15 protein-coding genes are annotated in these 20902 nt (G+C 47.1%); 8 read left to right on the top strand and 7 right to left on the bottom strand.

Translation table 11 applies throughout. The annotated features are described in order from the left end of the window. Positions 1–90: 90 nt before the first annotated feature. Positions 91–1356 (top strand): kynureninase, encoded by a 1266-nt coding sequence (gene kynU / locus B5D42_RS05405; RefSeq protein WP_078830415.1) that lies wholly within the window; start codon positions 91–93, stop codon positions 1354–1356. A gap of 59 nt (positions 1357–1415) precedes the next feature. Continuing rightward, positions 1416–2045, top strand: coding sequence for an SGNH/GDSL hydrolase family protein (locus B5D42_RS05400; protein ID WP_078830511.1), 630 nt, complete (start codon positions 1416–1418; stop codon positions 2043–2045). 6 nt (positions 2046–2051) lie between these two features. Here the strand turns inward: B5D42_RS05400 and B5D42_RS05395 are convergent, their stop codons facing one another. From B5D42_RS05395 to B5D42_RS05380, 4 genes are all read right to left on the bottom strand, one after another. After that, the gene (locus B5D42_RS05395; RefSeq protein WP_078830414.1) at positions 2052–2444 is read right to left on the bottom strand and encodes a hypothetical protein; all 393 of its coding nucleotides are present in this window, start codon (positions 2442–2444) and stop codon (positions 2052–2054) included. 88 nt (positions 2445–2532) lie between these two features. After that, complete coding sequence (locus B5D42_RS05390; RefSeq protein WP_078830413.1) at positions 2533–4773, bottom strand: SBBP repeat-containing protein; 2241 nt, start codon at positions 4771–4773, stop codon at positions 2533–2535. Between the two features lie 293 nt (positions 4774–5066). Continuing rightward, the gene (locus B5D42_RS05385) at positions 5067–14036 is read right to left on the bottom strand and encodes a LamG-like jellyroll fold domain-containing protein (protein WP_078830412.1); all 8970 of its coding nucleotides are present in this window, start codon (positions 14034–14036) and stop codon (positions 5067–5069) included. A 366-nt stretch (positions 14037–14402) separates the two neighbouring features. Next, the gene (locus B5D42_RS05380; protein ID WP_176112910.1) at positions 14403–15281 is read right to left on the bottom strand and encodes a GH25 family lysozyme; all 879 of its coding nucleotides are present in this window, start codon (positions 15279–15281) and stop codon (positions 14403–14405) included. Positions 15282–15401: 120 nt separating this feature from the next. Between B5D42_RS05380 and B5D42_RS05375 the strand changes: the two genes are divergently transcribed. Together B5D42_RS05375 and B5D42_RS05370 are read left to right on the top strand one after the other, a co-directional pair. Beyond that, positions 15402–15776: a helix-turn-helix domain-containing protein gene (locus tag B5D42_RS05375; RefSeq protein ID WP_245825563.1), complete on the top strand. Its 375-nt coding sequence runs from the start codon at positions 15402–15404 to the stop codon at positions 15774–15776. 46 nt (positions 15777–15822) lie between these two features. Continuing rightward, positions 15823–16587 carry an SDR family NAD(P)-dependent oxidoreductase gene (locus tag B5D42_RS05370; RefSeq protein WP_078830410.1) on the top strand — a complete coding sequence of 255 codons (765 nt, stop codon included), beginning with the start codon at positions 15823–15825 and terminating at the stop codon, positions 16585–16587. Positions 16588–16631: 44 nt separating this feature from the next. Here B5D42_RS05370 and B5D42_RS05365 read toward each other — a convergent pair whose 3' ends face one another. Continuing rightward, the gene (locus B5D42_RS05365) at positions 16632–16922 is read right to left on the bottom strand and encodes a chaperone modulator CbpM (RefSeq protein ID WP_078830409.1); all 291 of its coding nucleotides are present in this window, start codon (positions 16920–16922) and stop codon (positions 16632–16634) included. Next, complete coding sequence (locus B5D42_RS05360; RefSeq protein WP_078830408.1) at positions 16909–17811, bottom strand: DnaJ C-terminal domain-containing protein; 903 nt, start codon at positions 17809–17811, stop codon at positions 16909–16911. The genes B5D42_RS05365 and B5D42_RS05360 overlap by 14 nt, the downstream gene beginning before the upstream one ends. A gap of 176 nt (positions 17812–17987) precedes the next feature. Between B5D42_RS05360 and B5D42_RS05355 the strand changes: the two genes are divergently transcribed. The 4 genes from B5D42_RS05355 to B5D42_RS05340 all read left to right on the top strand — a co-directional run bounded on the left by B5D42_RS05355 (position 17988) and on the right by B5D42_RS05340 (position 20126). After that, the gene (locus tag B5D42_RS05355) at positions 17988–18287 is read left to right on the top strand and encodes a hypothetical protein (protein WP_139366993.1); all 300 of its coding nucleotides are present in this window, start codon (positions 17988–17990) and stop codon (positions 18285–18287) included. A 25-nt stretch (positions 18288–18312) separates the two neighbouring features. Next, positions 18313–18609: a hypothetical protein gene (locus tag B5D42_RS05350; RefSeq protein WP_078830509.1), complete on the top strand. Its 297-nt coding sequence runs from the start codon at positions 18313–18315 to the stop codon at positions 18607–18609. A 141-nt stretch (positions 18610–18750) separates the two neighbouring features. Next, on the top strand, positions 18751–19371 hold the full coding sequence (locus B5D42_RS05345; RefSeq protein WP_078830406.1) for a SatD family protein: 621 nt from the start codon (positions 18751–18753) through the stop codon (positions 19369–19371). Next, positions 19368–20126 carry a DUF3307 domain-containing protein gene (locus B5D42_RS05340; protein ID WP_245825562.1) on the top strand — a complete coding sequence of 253 codons (759 nt, stop codon included), beginning with the start codon at positions 19368–19370 and terminating at the stop codon, positions 20124–20126. The genes B5D42_RS05345 and B5D42_RS05340 overlap by 4 nt, the downstream gene beginning before the upstream one ends. Before the next feature lie 18 nt (positions 20127–20144). Here the strand turns inward: B5D42_RS05340 and B5D42_RS05335 are convergent, their stop codons facing one another. Continuing rightward, entirely contained in the window at positions 20145–20768 is a 624-nt protein-coding gene (locus B5D42_RS05335) for a class I SAM-dependent DNA methyltransferase (protein ID WP_245825560.1), read from the bottom strand. Between the last annotated feature and the right edge of the window lie 134 nt (positions 20769–20902).

Genomic DNA, 20902 nt, shown 5'->3' with positions numbered 1-20902 from the left:
AAGCCTTTCTCTCCTTCCGTTCGTCCATAAAGTAAGAATGCGAAGTCTGCTATATGCCGGTTCGGCTGTATTTTGCAGAAAATACTTTTTATGCCTGCTGCTTTTGATACATCTTATGATTTTGCATTGCAAGCTGACGCATCGGATAGTCTTGCCCGCTTTAAACAGGAATTTTATTTTCCGAAACATGAAAACAAAGATGTGATCTATTTCTGCGGCAACTCGCTTGGTCTGCAGCCGAAGAATGTGGAAGCCGCTGTAAACACAGAGCTTACTTCCTGGCGTGAACTGGCGGTTGGCGGTTATTTCAATGGCCCGAATCCGTGGTTATATTACCAGCAGTATGCACGTACATCGCTGTCAAAGCTCGTGGGCTGCCTTGAACCGGAAGTGACCGTCATGAATGCCCTTACCGTGAACCTTCACCTGCTGATGCTGAGTTTTTATAAACCGCGGGGAGAACGGAATAAGATCCTGATGGAGGCCGGCGCTTTTCCTTCCGATCAGTATGCGGCAGAGACCCTGTTAAAACATTATGACCTTGATCCGGCTGATTGTATCGTAGAGGTAGCACCACGCACCGGAGAGAAAACGCTGCACACGGAAGATATTCTGCAAACGATCAACGATCTGGGCAACAGCCTTGCCATGGTTTTGTTCGGCGGCATGAATTATTATACAGGGCAACTCTTCGATATGCAGGCGATCACGGCAGCAGCGCATAAGAACGGCGCCGTTGCAGGCTTCGACCTGGCGCATGTGGCGGGAAATGTGCCTGTGCAACTGCATAACTGGGAAGTGGATTTTGCAGTATGGTGCAGTTATAAATACCTGAACGCAGGCCCAGGTGCGGCAGGGGGTGTTTATATTCATGAGAAGCATTCATCGGACATCAATACACCACGGCTCGGTGGCTGGTGGGGTAACAATGAATCTACCCGGTTCAAAATGGAAAAAGGATTTGTGCCGAAAGCAGATGCCGGCGGCTGGAATATCAGTACGGCCCAGGTATTCAATACGGTGGCATTGAAAGCCTCGCTCAGCATTTTTGATGAAGCGGGGATCGATGCGTTAAGGGAGAAAAGCCTCAGGCTTACGGCTTATCTTGAGTACCTGTTGCAACAGCTGAACAATCCTGCATTTGAGATCATCACGCCTGCAGACCCAACTGCAAGAGGAGCCCAGCTATCCTTGTACTTTAAAGAAAAAGGCAAAGAGATACACGAACGCATGATCAGCAACGGCATTATTGTGGATTACCGCGAGCCTGGCGTGATCCGCGTTGCGCCGGCCCCTTTGTACTGTTCTTTTGCCGATGTACATCGTTTTTACAGCATTCTGAAAGAACATTTCTGAACCGGCCGGCCTTATAATTGAAAAGGGAATCAGTAACTTTAAGGAACAACAACATCATCATGACGAAACATCATTTCACTTACCTGGCACTCGGTGATTCTTATACCATCGGCGAATCTGTTCCATTGCATGAAAGTTTCCCCTACCAGGCAGTGCAGTTGTTGCGTAAAGAAGGCTTGCATTTCAATGCCCCGGAAATAGTGGCAAAAACCGGCTGGACCAGCAATGAACTGGCCGAGCATATCCTGCATACCCAGCTGAGTGAGGAATATGATTTTGTAACCCTGCTGATCGGCGTAAACAATCAGTACCGGGGATTACCGGTATCAGATTTCAAAAACGACCTGGTATACCTTGTAAAAAAAGCATTGTATCTGAGCGGCGGGCATGATCACCGCGTATTGCTGTTATCGATACCCGATTGGGGTGTGACGCCTTTTGCCTCAGACGGGGATGGAAAAGCAATCAGCAAAGCCATAGATGAATTCAACGCGGTTTGCAGGGAAGTGGCGGACACATTCAATATCGCCTATTCAGATATTACAACCGGCACAAGAAAGGCAGCGGATGATCACACTTTACTGGCGCCGGACAAACTGCATTATTCCGGGAAAGAACATGCGCATTGGGCAGAAAAAGTGGCATCGTTCATCAGGAATACGGTGGCGCATCCTGAAAAAGAGAAATAAATTCCGTTATTTTTTCTTCTGAACATCCATGCGCGGGAAAAGCGCCATGGCCTGCATGATGATTGCGGCAACGAGCAAAACATATAAGCCTGTTTTTTTCACCGGGCATTCGCCCATCATACAACTCGATACAATAATATAATTACGGATGGCCCAGGCCAGGTTAATCGCATTCAGAAATACATTGGTACGTTTGGCCCAGATACGGGGAATGGCAAATAAAAGCATACAAACAGCACCGACCACAATATTGAATAGTCCCGGCTTACCGAAATTGGTTCCGGCAGCTTCCAGACCGGATACGGTAAGCTGACGGCTTTCTATAAAACTCCAGGGTAAAAAACAAGCTGCTATCAATAACACACCAGCAGCGATACCTATTGTTTGCGAATATTTCATGGACGAACAGCGTGAACGTTTATCTTAACTAATGATCACGCGAAAATACTGATCCTGCAGCGAAAGCCGTTTTTTTGTTTTTGAACTTTTAAGCTCTTGCCTTGATCAGCTGAACTACCTGGCGTTCATTGCCCTGAATCACTTCTGCAAAATAAGTACCGCTTGTCAGTTGCTGACCTACCTGAATATTGCTGTTGGCCTGCACGCCGTTACGGGCTTCAACTACCCGGCCATAAATATCCACGATCCGCAGGCTAACCGGCAATACGCTGCTTGTCTGTACTTTAAGGAGAAAAGAAGATACAGACGGGTTGCCGCCAACCAGCAGGGTAAAAGGAGGATTCGATTTCACAGTAATTTTCACGGGTGCTTTCGGCCCTTCAACACCGTTCTTAATCTGGCTTACCCAATAAGTATAGATACCGGCTGTTCTGGGTAAAATAACGCCGATCACTTTTTTGAGGCTATCGCCGGATGAAATATAATACTGCCATTTCCCGCCTTTTGCAAGACTGAATACAGGTCCCTGAACAGCGCCGCCATTACCAGTTCCGGGATCCAGTACAATTACAGTATCTTTTACAGAAGGCATAGCCGGCATTACACTGATATCCGCAGTTGCTGTGAGGCCACAGCCGGGCTGCCCCTTTATTTCATAAACGATCCTGGCTGCACCTGCATTCAATGCCCGTGCGTTGCCATTGTTACCGATGCTGATCACGGTAGTATCTGAACTTGACCACTGACCGCCGTTTACTTCAGCAGAAAAAGCAAGTTCAGTGAACTCCTGAGGTTGCCTGCTGCCAGTGATAGTTACCGGGCGGGGTTGTTCATTAACGGCAACGCGGAAAGAAACTACCGCTTCGCAGCCGTTTTCATCTTTCACCTGGTAACGGATCATAGTGCTGCCGGCAGCGTAAGCATTTACCAGGCCAAGCTCGTTTACTGAAGCTATAGCCGGATTCTCAGATACCCATTTTCCACCGGCAGTTTCATTACTGAACATTACTTTTCCCGATACACAAAACGCTTCAGTACCGATGATGTTTCCCGCATTAGCCGCAGCATCTACCCTTGCAGAAGAACTGCCTTTAACAGAACCATCCACATTTACGAGCTCCGCGGTATAAATTCCGGCGGCTTCTGCCTGGTAAGAAAAAGATGCGATCCTGTCATTATGTACGTAACGCTGAACCCTGTGATTATACTGATCTGTAATGTATAACCGTCCTTTCGTATCGAGACAGATTGCATAAGGATAACGCAGGGAAGACATATCAGTACCCTGTCCCTTTCCGCCCGCTACAGTGATGCCTGCTGTTGCACCGCTGGCCCAGTATTGAATTCGGTGATTGGTATTGTCTGATATATACAGGCCATTGTTTTCATCCAGCCATATTGCTGAAGGGAAATACAACTGGTCTTCGCGGTTACCTCTTCCTTTGCCTCCGGCGATGATTTGTCCCTGTACGGCTCCCTTTTTCCAGTATTGCACCCTGTCGTTCATCGCATCTGCCACATAAATATTACCTGCTGCATCCACAGCCACACCATTCGGATATTTCAGCTGGTTCAGCTGATCACCGGCTCCGTTACCGCCTGCCACTGTTGTGCCATTTACAGCCCCGGGAGCCCATTTCTGAATACGGTGGTTATAATTGTCTGCTATATAAAGATTGCCTTCGCCGTCTATGGCCAGTCCGTAAGGAAAACTCAGCTGATTGGCTGCCGCTCCCCTGCCGTTACCGCCGGCCACTGTAACACCTTCGGCAGCGCCCGGTGCCCATTTCTGAACCCGGTGATTGTTGGCATCGGCCACATAAATATTACCGGCCTTATCTACAACGATCCCATACGGATAATCGAGTTGATTGGAGAAACTGCCCTGATTATGACCACCGGCTACGGTAATTCCTTCTTTTGCGCCGGGCAGCCATTTCTGAACCCTGTGATTATATTGATCCGCCACATAAACCGCACCCGCCTGGTCTACAAATAAACCCAAGGGGAAACGGAAATTCCGGGCTTCACTCCCCTCAGATCCACCGGCTACAGTAATAATGGGAGCAGGAATATCGGTTACCGCAGCTATCTGGTCGTCTTTTTTCCAATTGATCTGCCTGGTGATTTCCTGGTTGATGCCATTCAGGGTGAGCATGCTGGCACCGCAGTTACCGGAAGATTGTAATTGTACCAGTCCTTTAGACGCTGTACTGTCAGCTGCCGCTTTCGTTTGCCAGGAAATGGCTAATAATATTACCAACGCCAGCCATTTTACGGGTCTGAGATCCGCAGCCTGGTATTTTTCCTGAATAGCCTGACTTTTCATACAATTTCATTTACAGTTCGTGGTAATGATCACCCTGGTACTGTAAAGTGACTGATTATCAGGACGGTTTCCGATAAAGACAGTTGTGAAATTGAAGTAGTCCACCCGAATCGGACAGTAGTTTTGCCACTACAAACTGTAGTATGAAAGCAGTACGGCCGGGATTTGAAAAACCACACAAAATCTGCCGGGTGGTTACTACAGTTTTTTAAGAAATTATCATGTATATACAGAGACACGAAAAAGGGCTGTCGGAAAGACAGCCCTTTTTATGAGAATGGAGGTTAAAATGATTATGGATGCAGCTTGATCAGTTTCAGCACCTGGCGCTGCGTTCCCTGCGTAATCTCAGCATAGAACATTCCGTTACCATAATTATGGCCGATCTGGAGCGTGCTGTTGGCATTCTGATTCAGTTTGGCATCTACCAGTTTTCCGGTTGCATCCACTACCCTGATATTTACCGGCAGACCAGATTTTCCTTCCAGTTTCAGGGTAAAGTAAGTAGTGGTCGGGTTAGGCATTACAGTTACTTTGAGGGTTTCTGCACCTGCCGGCCTGATCGCTTCGGGTTCAGATGTGGCCGAAGTGACAGCAGTATTTACGGAAGTAACAGGGTTGCCGCCACAGTTATTGGCATTCCAGATCACAGGTGTGGTGCTTTCCACTTCGTATGCGATGAACATACCGGTCATGTATACATTCGGATCGCCAGGTGTAGCCACATTGCTTTGCTGTGTAACATTTCCGCAGAACCAGCTCAGGATCCATTTCCACCATGAATCGTAATCGATACAGCTGCTGTTGCTGCTGCTGGTATTGCTGATCTTCAGCTTACCATCAGGCATATATATATTGGCATTGATCCTGGTATCTGCACCTTTCACTGTGAATTTCTCTTCATCACACCTGGTATCACCTACATAGAAGGTCACTTTCACGCCATCAGGATTGATGATTGCGTTGCTGCCCACACTTACCTGGGTGCTTACCAGCACATTGGTATTGTCTGCAAAACGTACATAGCTGTAGCCGTTAGCAGGGCCGTTAGCCAGTTTAAGCTGGTCGATATTTACGGTAGTGGACGTAAAGCGGAGCTGTGCACCTTCTTCCATCGTGATCACACCGAAGATAGTTCCGGTAAGTGTAACGTTAGAGCCTTTACGGAGCGTAACGGTGCTGAAGTTTCCGTTCAGCGTGGTGGTTACATTCTGTGCTACATCTTTACCGGAAAGTCCTTTTGTGCTTGCCCTGTTGTAGATCATAGCCGGCAGTGAAATGGTAGCTGCGCTGGTAATCGATTTCAGGATGTTCACATTGGTTGCATTCTTCGTGATCCTGCTGGCTTTTACAAATGAACCTGCAGAAAGAACCGATGTGTTCTTATCGAATGATGCAATACCGTTTGAAGCAGTCACACCCACGCTTCCACCGTTCACCTGGTTATTCTGGCCGAGGTCTACCTCTTTGGTTCCGATGATCACATAGCTGCCGGAGAGGTTCTGTTTGTTATAGCTGTATGTTCCGCCTGCGCTCTTACAACCGCCGCCGTTGATCGCGTAAACGGTGTAAGTACCTTCTCCGTCACTGCTGCCCAGGTTCAGTTGCTGTGCTTCGCCAACGATATTATTATTATATACCCACTGGTAAGACACATTATTCTGTGTTGCTGCCACCAGCTGAACGCTGCTGCAGAATGCATCAGGTGTTGAAGCTGTAACTGCCGGAGCAGCTGGCAATGCAGTAACCACTACCGTAATGGCGCAAGTACTTACGTTGTTGTTCTTATCCTTCACCGTCCAGGTGATGGTAGACGTTCCGTTATTGAAGTTACCGCTTGCATTAACGCCGCTGCCTGTTCTTGAAGTAGCGCCGGTGATCGCATATGTAGTGCTGCTGATACCGATGGCGCTGCTTTGCTGCAATGCAGGTATTGTGAATTGCTTGCTGCCGTTCTGGTTTGCACAGAATGCCTGGTTACCCGGAGAAACCAGTACCGGTTTCGCACTGAGTACGGTAACCAGTTGTGTAGCCGTAGCTGTGTTACCGCTCAGGTCTGTTACAGTCCAGGTTACCGTTGTAGTACCTACAGGGAATGTTGAAGGAGCATTGTTACGTGCGCCCTGTGCATTGATTCCGCAGTTATCAGACACTACCGCATTACCAAGATTGAAGTTAGCACCGGAGTTGATGGTGATATCTGCAGGCGCTGTGATTACAGGAGCCTGAACATCCTTCACCACTACATTGAAGGTAGCTGTAGACGTATTGTTAGCAGCATCTTTCGCTGTAACGGTTACCACGGTTGTTCCTACAGGGAATGATGTACCTGAAGCCTTGCTGTAAGTAAGAACAGGTGCAATTCCGCTGTTATCGGTTGCAGTTACTGTATAGGTAACCACTGCGCCGCATGCATTATTATCATTGTTCCTGGAGATCGCTGCAGGAACGGTGATCACAGGCGGGGTTGCATCCACTACTGTTACTTTCTGCACCGCTGTTGTGGTATTGCCATTCACATCTGTTACCGACCAGGTTACCATTGTTACGCCCAGCGGGAATACAGCCGGTGCGTTATTGGTAATACCCTGGGCCGAGATACCGGCATTGTCGCTTGCAGTAGCATTGCCGAGGTTAATAACCGATCCGTAGTTCGCAGTAATATCTGCAGGAATGTTCAGTACCGGAGCCTGTACATCTTTGATCACAACATTGAAGGTTGCTGTTGATGTATTACCGGCTGCATCTTTTGCAGTTACAGTTACTACTGTTGTTCCGATCGGGAACACTGAACCCGATGCTTTGCTGTACGTGAGCACAGGTGCGGCACCGCTGTTATCGGCAGCAGTAACAGTGTAGTTTACCACGGCGCCGTTAACATTATTGTCATTATTCTTATTGATAGCTGCCGGCACATTGATCACCGGTGCTGTATTGTCTGTTATCGTCACTACCGCAGTTGCGCTTGCTGTATTACCAGCCGCATCCATTACGGTAAGCGTTACCGTATTGGCTCCGATATTGGCAGCAGTAAAGTTTGTTTTGCTGAGTGCATATGTTACAATACCGCAGTTATCTGAAGATCCGTTGTTCACAGACTGTGGCGTAATCACTGCGTTACCGTTCTCATCCAGTGCTACTGTGATGTTTTTGGTAACCGCTGCAGGATTCACATTATCATCCACTGTTACATTGAAGCTGTAAGTACTTGAAAGCGCACTTGTAGCAGTCCAGGTAATTGTAGTTGTTCCTTTATTCAGCGCCACACCTGCAAGGCTGGTTCCGGTTCCTGTAGTTGCACCTGTAAGTACATAGGTGAGTACCGGTGTTCCGCAGTTATCGGTAGCTGTTGGTGTAAACTCATTGCCATTTACCAGGTAAGTGCAAGATGTAGCCGTAGTATAACGCTGATTATTGCTGTTGCTGCCGATCACCGTTGTGCTTCCGCTTGTAATGGTTCCGGTGAACTTGTTATAAGTATTGGTACCGCTGCTGTGGGTGAACGACTGACCAATAATCTGCCCTGTAATATTCTGGCTGCTCGATTTATTGATCGATGCATATGGCGCAAACAGTGTACCTGTTATGCTTCCGTTACCCTGTACGGTAAGTGCAGTTGTATTATAGAAGTTATACAGGATATAGGAAGAATTCTGATCTCCTACACCACCGCTGTTCCATACATTCCAGTTGAAGTTACCGGGAGCATTAACATTGATGATCAGTATGCGTGAAGCATCAGGCTGGTTGTTGAATGTGAAATTCTGTACGTTGTTCAGATCAGATGCGTTAATGTTCAGCACGTTCACGCCCTGAGCCAGGGTAATCTTAACCTGGTTAGGCATATTGGTATGCGGTATCGCAGTGCCGTTCGGCGTAGTAACATTTGCATTATCCGTCATCGCGCTCATGCCCGCCGAAGACGCTTGCATCTGTGCAAAGGCCGCAGCGAAATCGATCACATTGCTCTGGAATACAGGATTATTGGTAGCGCTCACATTCAGGTTCTGTGAATTGGCCTGCATGTTGATGCGCGGAGAACCATTATAATTATTACCCGGTGTGATACGGATCGGAGAATAAGCGTTATTCTGATCCTTATACCATACATAAGAATTGGTTGCATCGCCGATCTTCACATAGCCGTTCTGGTTCACGTTCACGTTGTTGCCGCTCTGGTAAATCACTTTTCCGCCAACTACCAGTGTTACAGGTACATTGTTCACTTTGAATGTTCCGGCATTGTTATTCGATACAGAATAATTACCCGCCAGTGTCAGATCGCCACCCATTGCAACCGCTCCGTGCGACTGCCCATTGCCAAAATAAACACCGTTGCGGACAAACACGTTGAAGTCAAGTGCAGGCGCAACCGGGTTCATGGTAACTGTGGTTCCGGTGGTTGGTCCGGTGATAACAGGAGCTGTTCCGGTTACTGTGATCACCTGGGTAGCAGTAACGGTATTTCCGGCTGCATCTTTAGCTGTCCAGGTGCGTGTGATCGTATTACCATTTGTTACGGTATTCAGTGTAACAACCGGTGCAGGATCGCATGCATCCGTAGCAGTTACCACAGGTGCAGCAGGCACACTACCGCAGTTAACGGTAACATTTGCAGGCACACCGGTAAGGACAGGTGCAGTATTATCGGTTACTGTGATCACCTGGGTAGCTTCAGCACTGCTGTTGCCGGCAGCATCTGTCGCTTTCCATTTACGTGTGATCGTGTAGTTGTAATAGGATATGTTTGAAGGATTAGTTCCTTTCGTGCTGATCTCAGTAAATGCAATTACAGGATTTGCATCACATGCATCGGTTGCGGTTACTGCTGCTGCCGCAGGAATGGATCCGCAGTTTACTGCTGCATTTGCAGGAACACCAGATAATACAGGTGCGGCTACATCCTGAACAGTGATTACCTGCGTACCGGAAGTAGTATTACCTGTTGCATCTTTTGCAGTCCATTTACGTGTGATAGTATAATTGTAGTAAGCAGCTGATGTAGCATTCGTGCCCTTGGTGCTTGTTTCAACTAGTGTAACCACAGGGTTCGCATCGCAGGCATCTGCTGCTGCTACATTGGCCGGCGCCGGGATTGATCCGCAGATCACTGTCACGTTTGCAGGCACACCGGAGATCATCGGCGGTGCAATGTCCTGTACAGTGATCACCTGGGTACCTGTTACAGTGTTATTGGCTGCGTCCGTACCGGTCCATGTACGGGTAATGGTATAGTTATAATAAGAAGCCGCTGAAGCATTTGTTCCTTTGGTACTCACTTCTGCAAGTGTTACTACAGGATTTGCATCACATGCATCGGTTGCAGTTACTGTTGCTGCTGCAGGAATTGCGCCGCAATTTACTGTTACGTTCGCAGGAACGCCCGACAGTACCGGCGCGGTTACATCCTGCACCGTAATTACCTGTGTGCCGACAGTGATATTGTTGGAGGCATCTTTGCCGGTCCATTTACGGGTAATGGTATAATTATAGAATGAGGCAGCCGCAGGGTTTGTTCCTTTTGTGCTGGTTTCAACAAGCGTAACTGCAGGATTTGCATCGCAAGCATCTGTGGCTGTTACTGTTGCTGCTGCAGGAATTGAACCACAGCTTACAGTTACGTTCGCAGGAACACCAGACAGTACCGGCGCTGTGATATCCTGTACCGTGATCACCTGTGTAGCTGTTGCCACATTACCCGAAGCATCTGTTGCGGTCCATTTACGAGTGATGGTATAATTATAGAATGATGCCGCTGCGGGATTTGTTCCTTTCGTGCTGGTTTCGGCGAAAGTCACTACTGGCGAAGGATCCATGTTATCCGTTACAACCGGGGTTACAGCCGCAGGGATATTACCACAGTTCACAGTTGAATTGGCAGGCACACCTGAGATCACAGGAGGTGTCTGGTCTGCAATGGTACCGGTTACCACAACAGTCTGATCCTGCGTAATAGTATTACCATTACCATCGTTATAAGTCCAGTGAATAGTATAGGTACCCGGGATGTTGTATACCAGCGGACTATTTGTTGTTGCTGCTACAGTTCCTGCACAGTTATCCGTTGCAGTTGGGGTTGTAACAATCATCAGCGGATAATCGCCTGTGATCACCGGCAGATTAGCAACGGTGGGGACCGGTGCCAGGTTATCGGTTGCCAGCACGCTTGTTGCAGCTGAAGTTGCAGCAAAATTACCGGCATCTGTTACACTTACCGTATAACTTCCGGAAGCAGTTGCAATATATTCCCTTTGTGTTGCACCAGGGATCAGCGTTCCATTGCGATACCACTGGTAAGTTTGTGACAGGGTAGCGATCAGTTTTACAGAGCCACCAGGACAGAATGAAACCGGTCCTACTGCTGTAATAGTTGGCAGTTGCCTGATCGTAATATGTTTACTGATGGTATCAGTACAGTTTCTTGCCGTTACAGCAACCAGGTAATTTCCTGTTGCATTGATCTGTGCGTTGATCACAGACGGGTTCTGCAATGTGGAAGCGAAGCCGTTGGGGCCTGTCCACATATAAGTATCACCGCCACCTGCACTCAGCTGGATCGTGCTGCCGATCGGCAGTACAGGTCCGTTGCTGCCGATGGTTGCAATAACCGGTATAAACACAGAACAGTTACCGCTCACTTTTCCTACAACCCAGTTGGAAGTAGCACCGTTCAGTGCGAAGTTGATGAAAGTACCGGAGTTGTTATTAGCGGTCTCATCAGAAAGTGAAGTAGTAATATTAGTGTTATCGATACCGATATAGCCCTGGTTGAACCTGTAGTAGGCAGAAAGTCCAGTCTGCTGCTGCGGAACCACTTCGCAATTCATGTTGTTCAGGATTTCACAGACAGGAAGCGCACGGTTCCATACGCGGATCTCATCCACATTTCCTGCAAAGAATTCTTCATAACCATCCTGGTTACCCAAACGTAATGCGTTCGTATTGGTAGTAATTGCACCGGTCATTGGTCTTGAACCAGCGAGTACACCGTTCAGGTAAATTTTCATGGCAGTACCATCATAAGTAGCTGCAACATGATTCCACTGGTTAACGGCTGCATATGGCGCAGTAAGTGATACCCAGCCCTGACCTGTAATATTCAGATAGAATGTAAATGAATCCCAGCCATCATCCGTACGTGGGAAGATATAACCGGTATTATTGGTACGGCTCGATTTTGCCAGTACATCCTGCACCAGCCTCGTTTTATTTGTTGGATAGATCCATGCTTCAACGGAGATCGCATTGCTTACATTCAATGACGTATTGTTTGGAATGCTGATCTCATCATCGATACCATCAAAATTCAATCCTTTCGCAGGTACAGCTACAGTTACTTTGGTCTGGGCAGTTGCAGAACAGCCACCGCTGGTTACCGTTACAGTATAAGTACCGCTTGCACTTACCTGTGCATTACCGATAGACGGATTCTGCATGGTAGATGTGAAGCCGCTCGGACCGGTCCATGAATAGCTCTGACCGCCTGATGCAGTCAGGTTCAGCACGCTGCCTACGGCAACAACAGGACCATTATTTCCTGCTTCAGGTAATACAGGAGTAACAAGGTTACAGGTGCCGGATGCGCGGCCGTCGAGCCAGTTTGATGTAGCTCCGTTCAGCGCAAAGTTTTCCAGCTGCCCATCGTTATTGTTACCGCTGGCATCTGTAAGAGAGGTAATGCCCGGGTTTGCAACAGCAGGCAGCCCCTGGTTAAATTTATAATAAGCAGCCAGTCCGATCTGGGAAGCTGGCAATTCGCAAAGCATATTGTTGGAGATCTCGCACTGGGTAAGCGCACGGCTCCAGATCCGGGCTTCATCAACTTTACCGGTGAAATACTCATCATATCCAGGCTGCTGGCCCAGTACAACGGCATTGGTATTGGTAGTGATCTTGCCGGTCATCTGCCTTGACGCAACGAGAACACCATCCAGGTAAACTTTCATGAATGAGCCATCATAGGTAGCGGCCACATGATGCCATTTATTGATATCAGGATAAGGTGCAGACAATGACTGCCAGCCTTTTCCTTCAATATTCAGGTAGAATACAAATGAATCCCAGCCATCGTCGGTACGGGGGAAGATATAGCCGGTATTTTCAGTGAGTGTAGATTTTGTCATTACATCCTGACGCGGCCTGATCTTATCGGTTGGATAGATCAGTGCTTCAAGAGAGATCGCATCTGTCATGTTGAGCGATGCATTGTGCGGAACAGTTACCTGATCGTTCACACCGTCGAAATGTAATCCGCCGGCCTGTGCAACGATAGAGATATCTATCGTAGCGCTTTCCGTACAACCATTCCTCGATACATATACGGTATATGTACCGCTTGCGCTGATCTGCGCGTTGGCTATGGTCGGGTTCTGCTGGTTGGAGGTAAATCCGTTAGGACCGGTCCATGAATAGCTTGTGCCACCCGATGCAGTCAGGTTCAGCGTACTTCCGGCAATCAGTACCGGGCCATTGCTGCCAACTACAGGAGCCGGCGCTGCAAATACGGTACAGGTACCGGTTGCTTTTCCTGCCACCCAGTTAGACGTGAGGCCATTCAAAAAGAAATTTTCCAGTGTGCCGTCATTGTTGTTACCGCTTTTATCAGGCAGTGTGGCGAAAAGTGTATTCAGTACGCCGCCCAGCAATCCCTGGTTAAACTGGTAATATGCAACAAGCCCGTTCTGAGGAACGGGTAATTCGCAAAGCATATTATTCCTGATCTCGCATTCTGTCAGCGCCCTGTTCCAGAGACGAACTTCATCCACATTACCGCCGAACGCTTCTTCGTAACCAGGTTGCTGCCCCATCACCAGCGGATTGTTATTCGCTGAAACCGGTCCGCTTGCTGCCATAGATGCCGTCAGGTTTCCGTCGATATATAATTTCATCATGGAACCATCATACGTAGCGGCCACATGATGCCATTGGAACAGTGAAGGGAATGGTGCTGAAAGGATCTGCCACTCATCGTTTATTTTCAGATAGAACGAATAAGACATCCAGCCATCATCCGTACGCGGGAAAATATAACCCGAGTTCTCATCAACGCTCGATTTACATATTACGTTCTGAACGGAGCTGCTACCATTGGTAGGATAGATCCATGCTTCGATCGTGATTGCCGTGGACGGATTCAACGCAGGTTTGTTAGGTATGGTAACCTGGTCGTTCTGGCCATCAAAATTCAGTGCGCCGGCAGTTTGTGAGAAAGCTGCGGAGGCAGAGAAAATCATTAACAAGCAACAGAGTAAAATTCGTTTCATAGAGAACTGTAAAATGATCAGTTAATACAAAACAGTTGTTTATCAGCCTGAAATGCCAATAATCAGCCGCTTTATGTGGTTGACACAGAGATAAAACTGGATTAAAAAATGAAACGGAATTTGGATGGATATTGTCAATCAAAAGGACATATTACTAGTCCTGCGGATGTTGGATAAACAGTTGAATTTGTGATCTTTAAAAAGACCGGAATGCAACTTATGGGCTCAAAAATAACAGATTATTTTACTTTTCCCAGTATTTTTTAACGTTTTTTATGCACTCCGGGGTAAATACCCCCTTCTTCCAGGCCGGCTGACCGGATTTGGGCAAATCGCATTCAACAAAAACAACATATATTATGGTTATCAAACCGCAAGTATGCCCGAAGCAGGGTTATAATGGTTGATGTCCATACTGGCCGGATTTACGATACCCTGCACGGTACCTGTTTCTGTGAACTGCCAGAAAGCCCATTGCGGCCATGAGCCCAGAACAGGCGGTGCTATGGAGGAGTTATAATCTGCAATCCATAACGGGTATTTTGAAAAACCGGAAGGATTTCCCAGCGCATCCCAGGCATTCGGGTTGGTATAAATGATCGGTGTTTTTCCGAAAGCTTTTTCTACCTGTTCCAGCCAGGTATTGATATCATCCATGGTCTGCTGGATAGCAGAAGCTGCTACCGGGAGTTCAAAATCCAGCACAGGAGGCAGGGTCAGCAACTGGTGATTCCCGGTATTGGTGATAAAATTGGATGCCTGGGCCGTGGCGGCTGATCCCAGTTCATAAAAATGGTACGCCCCTACCGGCAAACCTACAGCACCGGCTCCGGCTACATTTGTGGCAAAGGTCTGATCAACACTGTTAGGGCCTGATGCACCGTCCGTTGCTTTTACAAATACGAATTTGATATTCTGCGGATCCTGCTTCACCAGTTCCCAGTTGATCGGGTTTGCTCCATCATTGGAATCATAATGTGCCACATCTATACCCACAAAATCGGCCATCTGAACTGCTGTGCCTGTAAAACCCTGCTGTTCTGCCACAGTATAAGTGCCCGGCCCTACCACACCATCTGCCGTAAGCCCGTTCTTTGTCTGAAAAGCCATGGTTGCTGCCTGGGTCTGCGGACCAAAATTTCCGTCTGCCGTGCTTACATTATACCCGTTCTTCTGTAAAAAAAGCTGCCAGGCTATCACAGCAGCACCTGAACTGTTCAGTTCTATCAATGGTTGTGGTTGCATAAAATTCCGATTGGTTCCAAGATACAGCACGATCCACATATATCAAAAAAATATATTGCAGAACATACATACCTGAAACAATCACCATTCCATACGCCAAAAAAAAACGAACTTTATATTGTGAAAAGAAGCGAAACCATTTATGCTGATTATCTCTCCCTGATCGATCAGCATCTGGACGAAGTGATCGGCGGTAAAACAGACCGCATGTTCGAGCTGCGTGATATTGCCGGCGAGATGTGTATTCATCCCACCCATCTCAGCAATGTAATCAGGGAACTGACCGGCCATCATCCCTGCTATTTTTACGAACATAAGATCCTGGAGCGGGCTAAAATACTCTTGTCAGACCCTTCACGAAGCATTGCCGATGTTGCTTTCCAGCTTACGTACGACAACTCCAATTTCACCAAATGGTTCAAGAAATACAACGGTTCCACACCAAAAGCTTTCCGTATGCAGGTCTTTCAAAATACTGAAACTGTCACCATATAATTTCCGCAGACAATACTGAGCTTTGTGTCATTAATCAGATACTACTATGACACAAACAAATAAGATCGCCCTTATCACAGGCGGAAGCCGTGGTCTTGGCAGAAATATGGCGCTGGCACTGGCCGCAGCAGGTCACAACGTGATCATCACTTACAAAAGCAAAGAAGCCGAAGCAGCGGAAGTGGTAAGGCAGATCGGTGAACAGGGCCGGCAGGCTGCCGCATTGCAACTTGACACTGCGGACCATAAAAGTTTTCCCGCGTTTTGTTCGGAACTCGGTAAAACGCTGCAGGAGAAATGGAACCGCAGCAGTTTTGATTTCCTGGTCAATAATGCAGGTGTTGATGCGCGTGCGTCTATTGAAGACACCACGGAAGAAATGTTTGACCTTCTTGCCAACATCCACTTCAAAGGCGTATTCTTTCTCACGCAGAAAACATTACCGCTGATCGCCAGTGGTGGCAGCATTATCAACCTCAGCACCGGGCTTGCGCGTTTTACCACACCTGGTTATGCCGCTTATGCTGCCATGAAGGGAGCGATCGAAGTATTCACGCGTTACCTGGCAAAAGAAACCGGCAGCCGCGGCATCAGGGTTAATACCGTAGCGCCGGGCATTATTGAAACCGATTTTACGAGAAGCGTTTTCGAGAACAGCCCGGAAGCAATTCGTTATATCGCAGCGAATACAGCTTTACAACGCACCGGTGTTCCTGACGATATCGGCGGCGTGGTAGCTTTCTTATGTTCGGATGCATCACGCTGGGTAAATGCACAGCGCATTGAAGTTTCAGGCGGAATGTTCCTTTAAATCCGGAGCGGGGATCAGTGCTGTTGCTGATCCCCGTTTATTTATTATTCATACAGATCGAGTTTCTGCTGCATTGCCTGCATCTGCTGCTGCATCTGTTTGATACGCGTGAGCAGATGAGCGATCGCCTCCACTCCTTCCAGGTTAATGTCGAGTTCAGTGTGCAGTCGTGCAAGCATCTCGGCATCTTTTATATGTTCCCGGTGCAGAAAAGACTGTTCTTCCACTCTTGTGATTTCCAGCAGCCCGGCTTCTTCGAGCCCGGTGATAAAACTTACGGACACATGGTTGTAATTACAGAACTCATGTATCAATACAAGATCAACTGTTTCCATGTGTTTGATTTTTTAAGGCAGCCAGCTGCGTGAACAATGCTTTTTCTTCTTCTGTAAGCTGAACGGGAATTTCTACATGCCAGGTAATGTACAGATCACCGAAAGACCCTTCCTGTTTGTATACAGGAAATCCTTTTCCCTTCACCCTTGTCTTGCCTCCGTTCTGGGTACCCGCGGGAATTTTCAGTTTTATCTTTCCGGCCATGGTGTCGATCGTCTTTTCACCACCCAGTACAGCCGTATAGAGATCTATGTTAACGGTCAGGTAAAGGTCTGCTCCGGTTCTTTTGTATGGGGTGTTGTTCCGGATCACAAAAGTAACATACAGATCTCCCGCCGGCGCATTTCCTGTTCCCGGCCCTCCATAACCTTTTAATTTGATCACCTGACCATCTTCAACACCTGCAGGAATGGTGATGCGTACTTTCCTGTCGTGTATATTCAATACCTGCTGATGGGTTGTATATGCGTCTGACAATGTCATCTGCAGTGAAGCCTGGTAATCTTCGCCTCTGTACGCTCTTGTGTTTCTCCTTCCGGCGGCTCCTCCGAATGCCTGTTCAAAGAAATCTGAGAAGTCTGCACCTTCCCCACCGAAGCTGCTGAAGCCTTCATAACCCTGCCCGCCCTGCTGCCGGCCGGATTGTTCAAACTGATCTGCCTGTTTCCAGTGTTCTCCATACTGATCGTACTTCTTGCGTTTTTCTGGATCACTCAGTACTTCATTTGCTTCATTGATCTGCTGGAATGTAGCGTTGGCTTCTGTATTTCCGGGATTAAGATCGGGATGATATTTCCTGGCGAGCTTGCGATATGCTTTTTTAATCGCATCGTCGGTAGCGTTTTTGTCGAGCCCTAATACTTTGTAATAATCGATAAATGCGGCCATCTGCAGAACTATTTTAAAACATGGACTTGATCACATTAAGTTACGATTTCATTTTGATACGATGATCACTTTCCGGTTTATCAAACCATGCCGCAAGCTATCCGTTTACGGAAAACTTAACATTGGGAGTATTATCTTATCATTAATTTCATGAATGATCTTTTAAAATTCATATGATGGAAAAACAAGTGAAACCAGTGTCAGCCAAAACTCCTGCAACCAGGACACCGAAACCCTCCCGTAAAAAACAGTTAAAGGAAGACCTGTCGAAAAGACTTCTCCGGGCGCTTGCAGATTTCAATCAGCCCGGACATGAAAAGAAATTGCAGAAACTGGTGAAAAAAGCTTCAAAATTACTGGCAGAAGGCCTTCGTCATCAACACCCCGCAGCAACGCCTGTTAAAGCTCCGGCAAAGAAGACGCCTGTTAAAACCGGTTCAGCTAAAAAATCCGCTGTAAAAAGAAAGACTAAATAAGATGCTGCAACAGCAGGTTATTACAATGGAAAAAAAGAATACATCCCAGCATATCCTCAACACATCTGCTACGCTTTTCGGATTATGTTATGTTGTGCTTACTTCTCTGAAAGCATTAAAGCTGGATGGAGAAACAACAATCGATGAATTTACTGCGGCATCGATGTTCCTTTTCATGCTGAGCTGTCTGCTTTCCTTCTTATCCATGCGTGCCGGCAAAAAACAGGTATTGCTGGAAAAACTGGCTGACTATGTTTTTTTAACGGGCCTTCTCGTCCTGTTTGGCACTACGCTCTTTATCATGTTTCATGTTATTGCCTGACCTGCCCCGGGAACATATCGGGTTAATAGCCGATATGTTTATATATCGGCTATTAACCCGATACATGGAGCCAAACATCCAATAATATCGGCTAAATACCCGATATTTTGAATTATCGGCTAAAAAGCCGATATTAGCAGTATGACAAGCATAATCACAGGAGACATCATCAATTCCAGAGGCTTGATCAATCAGCAAAAATGGATCGCGCCTTTAAAGAAAATACTGACTGATTACGGCAGATCGCCCAAAAGCTGGGAAATATACAGAGGCGACAGTTTTCAGCTGGAAATTAAAAAACCGGAATTGTCACTGCTGGCAGCAATCCGGATCAAAGCCTGCATCAGGGCTGTACCCGGCCTCGATGTAAGGATGGCGATCGGCATTGGCGAAAAAAGCTATGATGCACCAAGGATTACGGAATCGAACGGAAGCGCATTTATCAATTCAGGCGAACAATTTGAATTGTTGAAAAAAATCAGGAAGAACCTCGCTGTTGGATCTCCCTGGCTGGAGCTGGATGCTGAGATCAATATGATGATCAGCCTTGCTTCCATAGCCATGGACAGGTGGAGTCATTCATCGGCAGAAATCATCACCCTCTCTCTATTATACCAGGATCTGTCGCAAAAAGAACTTGGCGACAAAATAAACCGGTCTCAGTCTTCCGTGAGTGAAAGGCAGACCAGGGCCTCTTACAGTGAGATCATGGAACTTGAAAAGTTCTACAGAAAAAAAATAATGCAACAACTACAAATATGATGGTATTGTTAGTGCAATTGTTCCTGGCGCATATCGCCGGAGATTTTTTCCTGCAGCCCGACAAATGGGTGAAGGAAAAAGAAAAACATAAACTCAAATCGGGTTACCTGTACCTGCATGCAGCCGTTCATTTCCTGCTGATCATGGCAATCACGGGCAATCCTGCATTCTGGCAACAGGCATTGATCATTACAGTCATACACCTGCTGACAGACGCAACCAAATTATTACTGCAAACAGAAAAAACTAAACGAGGCTGGTTCTTCGCAGACCAGTTGCTGCATCTGTTCAGCATTGCAGCTGTATGGGCATATGCCGGGCGCAGCTCCCTCAACTGGCATGCACTGTCCGAGGCAGCTGTGCTTATCCCTTTTACGGCAGTGTTATTCCTTCTGAAACCGACATCACTGATCATCAAAAATGTGATTTCAAAATGGCCGCCCAATTCAATGACAACCAGCAAAGAATCCCGGCCAACCGGAGAGCCGGTCATTAAAGTAACGATCAACGAATCTCTTCAGCATGCAGGACAACTGATCGGTATCATGGAGCGGTTAATGGTATTTGTTTTTATCATGTACGGCAAATGGGAAGGCGTGGGATTTCTGCTCGCCGCAAAATCCGTTTTCCGATTTGGTGACCTGAAAGATGCCAGAGACATGAAGCTGACAGAATACGTACTGATCGGAACATTTCTCAGCTTCGGAATTGCCTTGCTGACAGGCTTGCTTACTTTGAAATTATTGGGGAAATGATGCCTGAACACAGTTCCTTCATATAAAAAGATCTGCCTGATCTGTCAACTGCGCCATCCACACTGTGGCATAGCCGCACTCGGGATCATCTTCTTTGTATTGCAACACAGTGAAACCATTGGATTCAAGAAGAGACAGATATTCACTACTGTGAAGTGATCCATGGCACAGATTGACGCCGCCATTCATTCCCCAGGCTTCACCATATTCTTTTCCGGAAGTAAATAATAACACACCCCGGGGGTTCAGGTGCTTTTTGAAAATCCTAAACATGGCAGGTTGGTCTTCCGGCGGAAGATGAAAGAAACTATGCCATGCGATGACTGCATCGAATTTCCGGTCTAAGGAAAGCTTACGCATATCCGCCTGCACAAAATCTTCCGCAGGGAAATTATTTTTTGCGATCTCCAGCATCCTGTAACTGGCATCAACACCTGTAACACGAGTGCCTTTGTTTAAAAGATAACCCATCACGGGCATCCCCGTGCCACAACCAAGGTCGAGTATTTCGGCCGGATTGCCGGTTATGGCAAGTAAGCTGTCGAGATAGGATTTTTCCATCAGATCCTGGCTGCGGTTTTCTGCAAACCATCGGGCGATGATATCGTAGGATTTATAAACGTCCTGTTTTTCGTTGATCATGTTGCGGAAGGTATGAAATGAATGTAGCCTGTTTATTAACATGAGCCTGATAAAGATGGACAATTCCAGTCGAATTGCAAATATTTCGCCACTTCATTCCCACATAACATTAAAATCGACAGCCGATGGTATTG

Source organism: Sediminibacterium ginsengisoli (assembly GCF_900167075.1).
Classification (GTDB): Bacteria; Bacteroidota; Bacteroidia; order Chitinophagales; family Chitinophagaceae; genus Sediminibacterium; species Sediminibacterium ginsengisoli.
The sequence above is the reverse complement of the archived record's forward strand: the minus strand, read 5'-3'. Positions and strand labels throughout refer to the sequence as shown.

What these genes read in the sequence shown, in the direction of transcription:
- kynU (WP_078830415.1), top strand. Translation starts at nt 91, where the DNA reads ATGCCTGCTGCTTTTGATACATCTTATGATTTTGCATTGCAAGCTGAC.
- B5D42_RS05400 (WP_078830511.1), top strand. Translation starts at nt 1,416, where the DNA reads ATGACGAAACATCATTTCACTTACCTGGCACTCGGTGATTCTTATACC.
- B5D42_RS05395 (WP_078830414.1), bottom strand. Translation starts at nt 2,444, where the DNA reads ATGAAATATTCGCAAACAATAGGTATCGCTGCTGGTGTGTTATTGATA.
- B5D42_RS05390 (WP_078830413.1), bottom strand. Translation starts at nt 4,773, where the DNA reads ATGAAAAGTCAGGCTATTCAGGAAAAATACCAGGCTGCGGATCTCAGA.
- B5D42_RS05385 (WP_078830412.1), bottom strand. Translation starts at nt 14,036, where the DNA reads ATGAAACGAATTTTACTCTGTTGCTTGTTAATGATTTTCTCTGCCTCC.
- B5D42_RS05380 (WP_176112910.1), bottom strand. Translation starts at nt 15,281, where the DNA reads ATGCAACCACAACCATTGATAGAACTGAACAGTTCAGGTGCTGCTGTG.
- B5D42_RS05370 (WP_078830410.1), top strand. Translation starts at nt 15,823, where the DNA reads ATGACACAAACAAATAAGATCGCCCTTATCACAGGCGGAAGCCGTGGT.
- B5D42_RS05365 (WP_078830409.1), bottom strand. Translation starts at nt 16,922, where the DNA reads ATGGAAACAGTTGATCTTGTATTGATACATGAGTTCTGTAATTACAAC.
- B5D42_RS05360 (WP_078830408.1), bottom strand. Translation starts at nt 17,811, where the DNA reads ATGGCCGCATTTATCGATTATTACAAAGTATTAGGGCTCGACAAAAAC.
- B5D42_RS05355 (WP_139366993.1), top strand. Translation starts at nt 17,988, where the DNA reads ATGGAAAAACAAGTGAAACCAGTGTCAGCCAAAACTCCTGCAACCAGG.
- B5D42_RS05350 (WP_078830509.1), top strand. Translation starts at nt 18,313, where the DNA reads ATGGAAAAAAAGAATACATCCCAGCATATCCTCAACACATCTGCTACG.
- B5D42_RS05345 (WP_078830406.1), top strand. Translation starts at nt 18,751, where the DNA reads ATGACAAGCATAATCACAGGAGACATCATCAATTCCAGAGGCTTGATC.
- B5D42_RS05340 (WP_245825562.1), top strand. Translation starts at nt 19,368, where the DNA reads ATGATGGTATTGTTAGTGCAATTGTTCCTGGCGCATATCGCCGGAGAT.
- B5D42_RS05335 (WP_245825560.1), bottom strand. Translation starts at nt 20,768, where the DNA reads ATGATCAACGAAAAACAGGACGTTTATAAATCCTACGATATCATCGCC.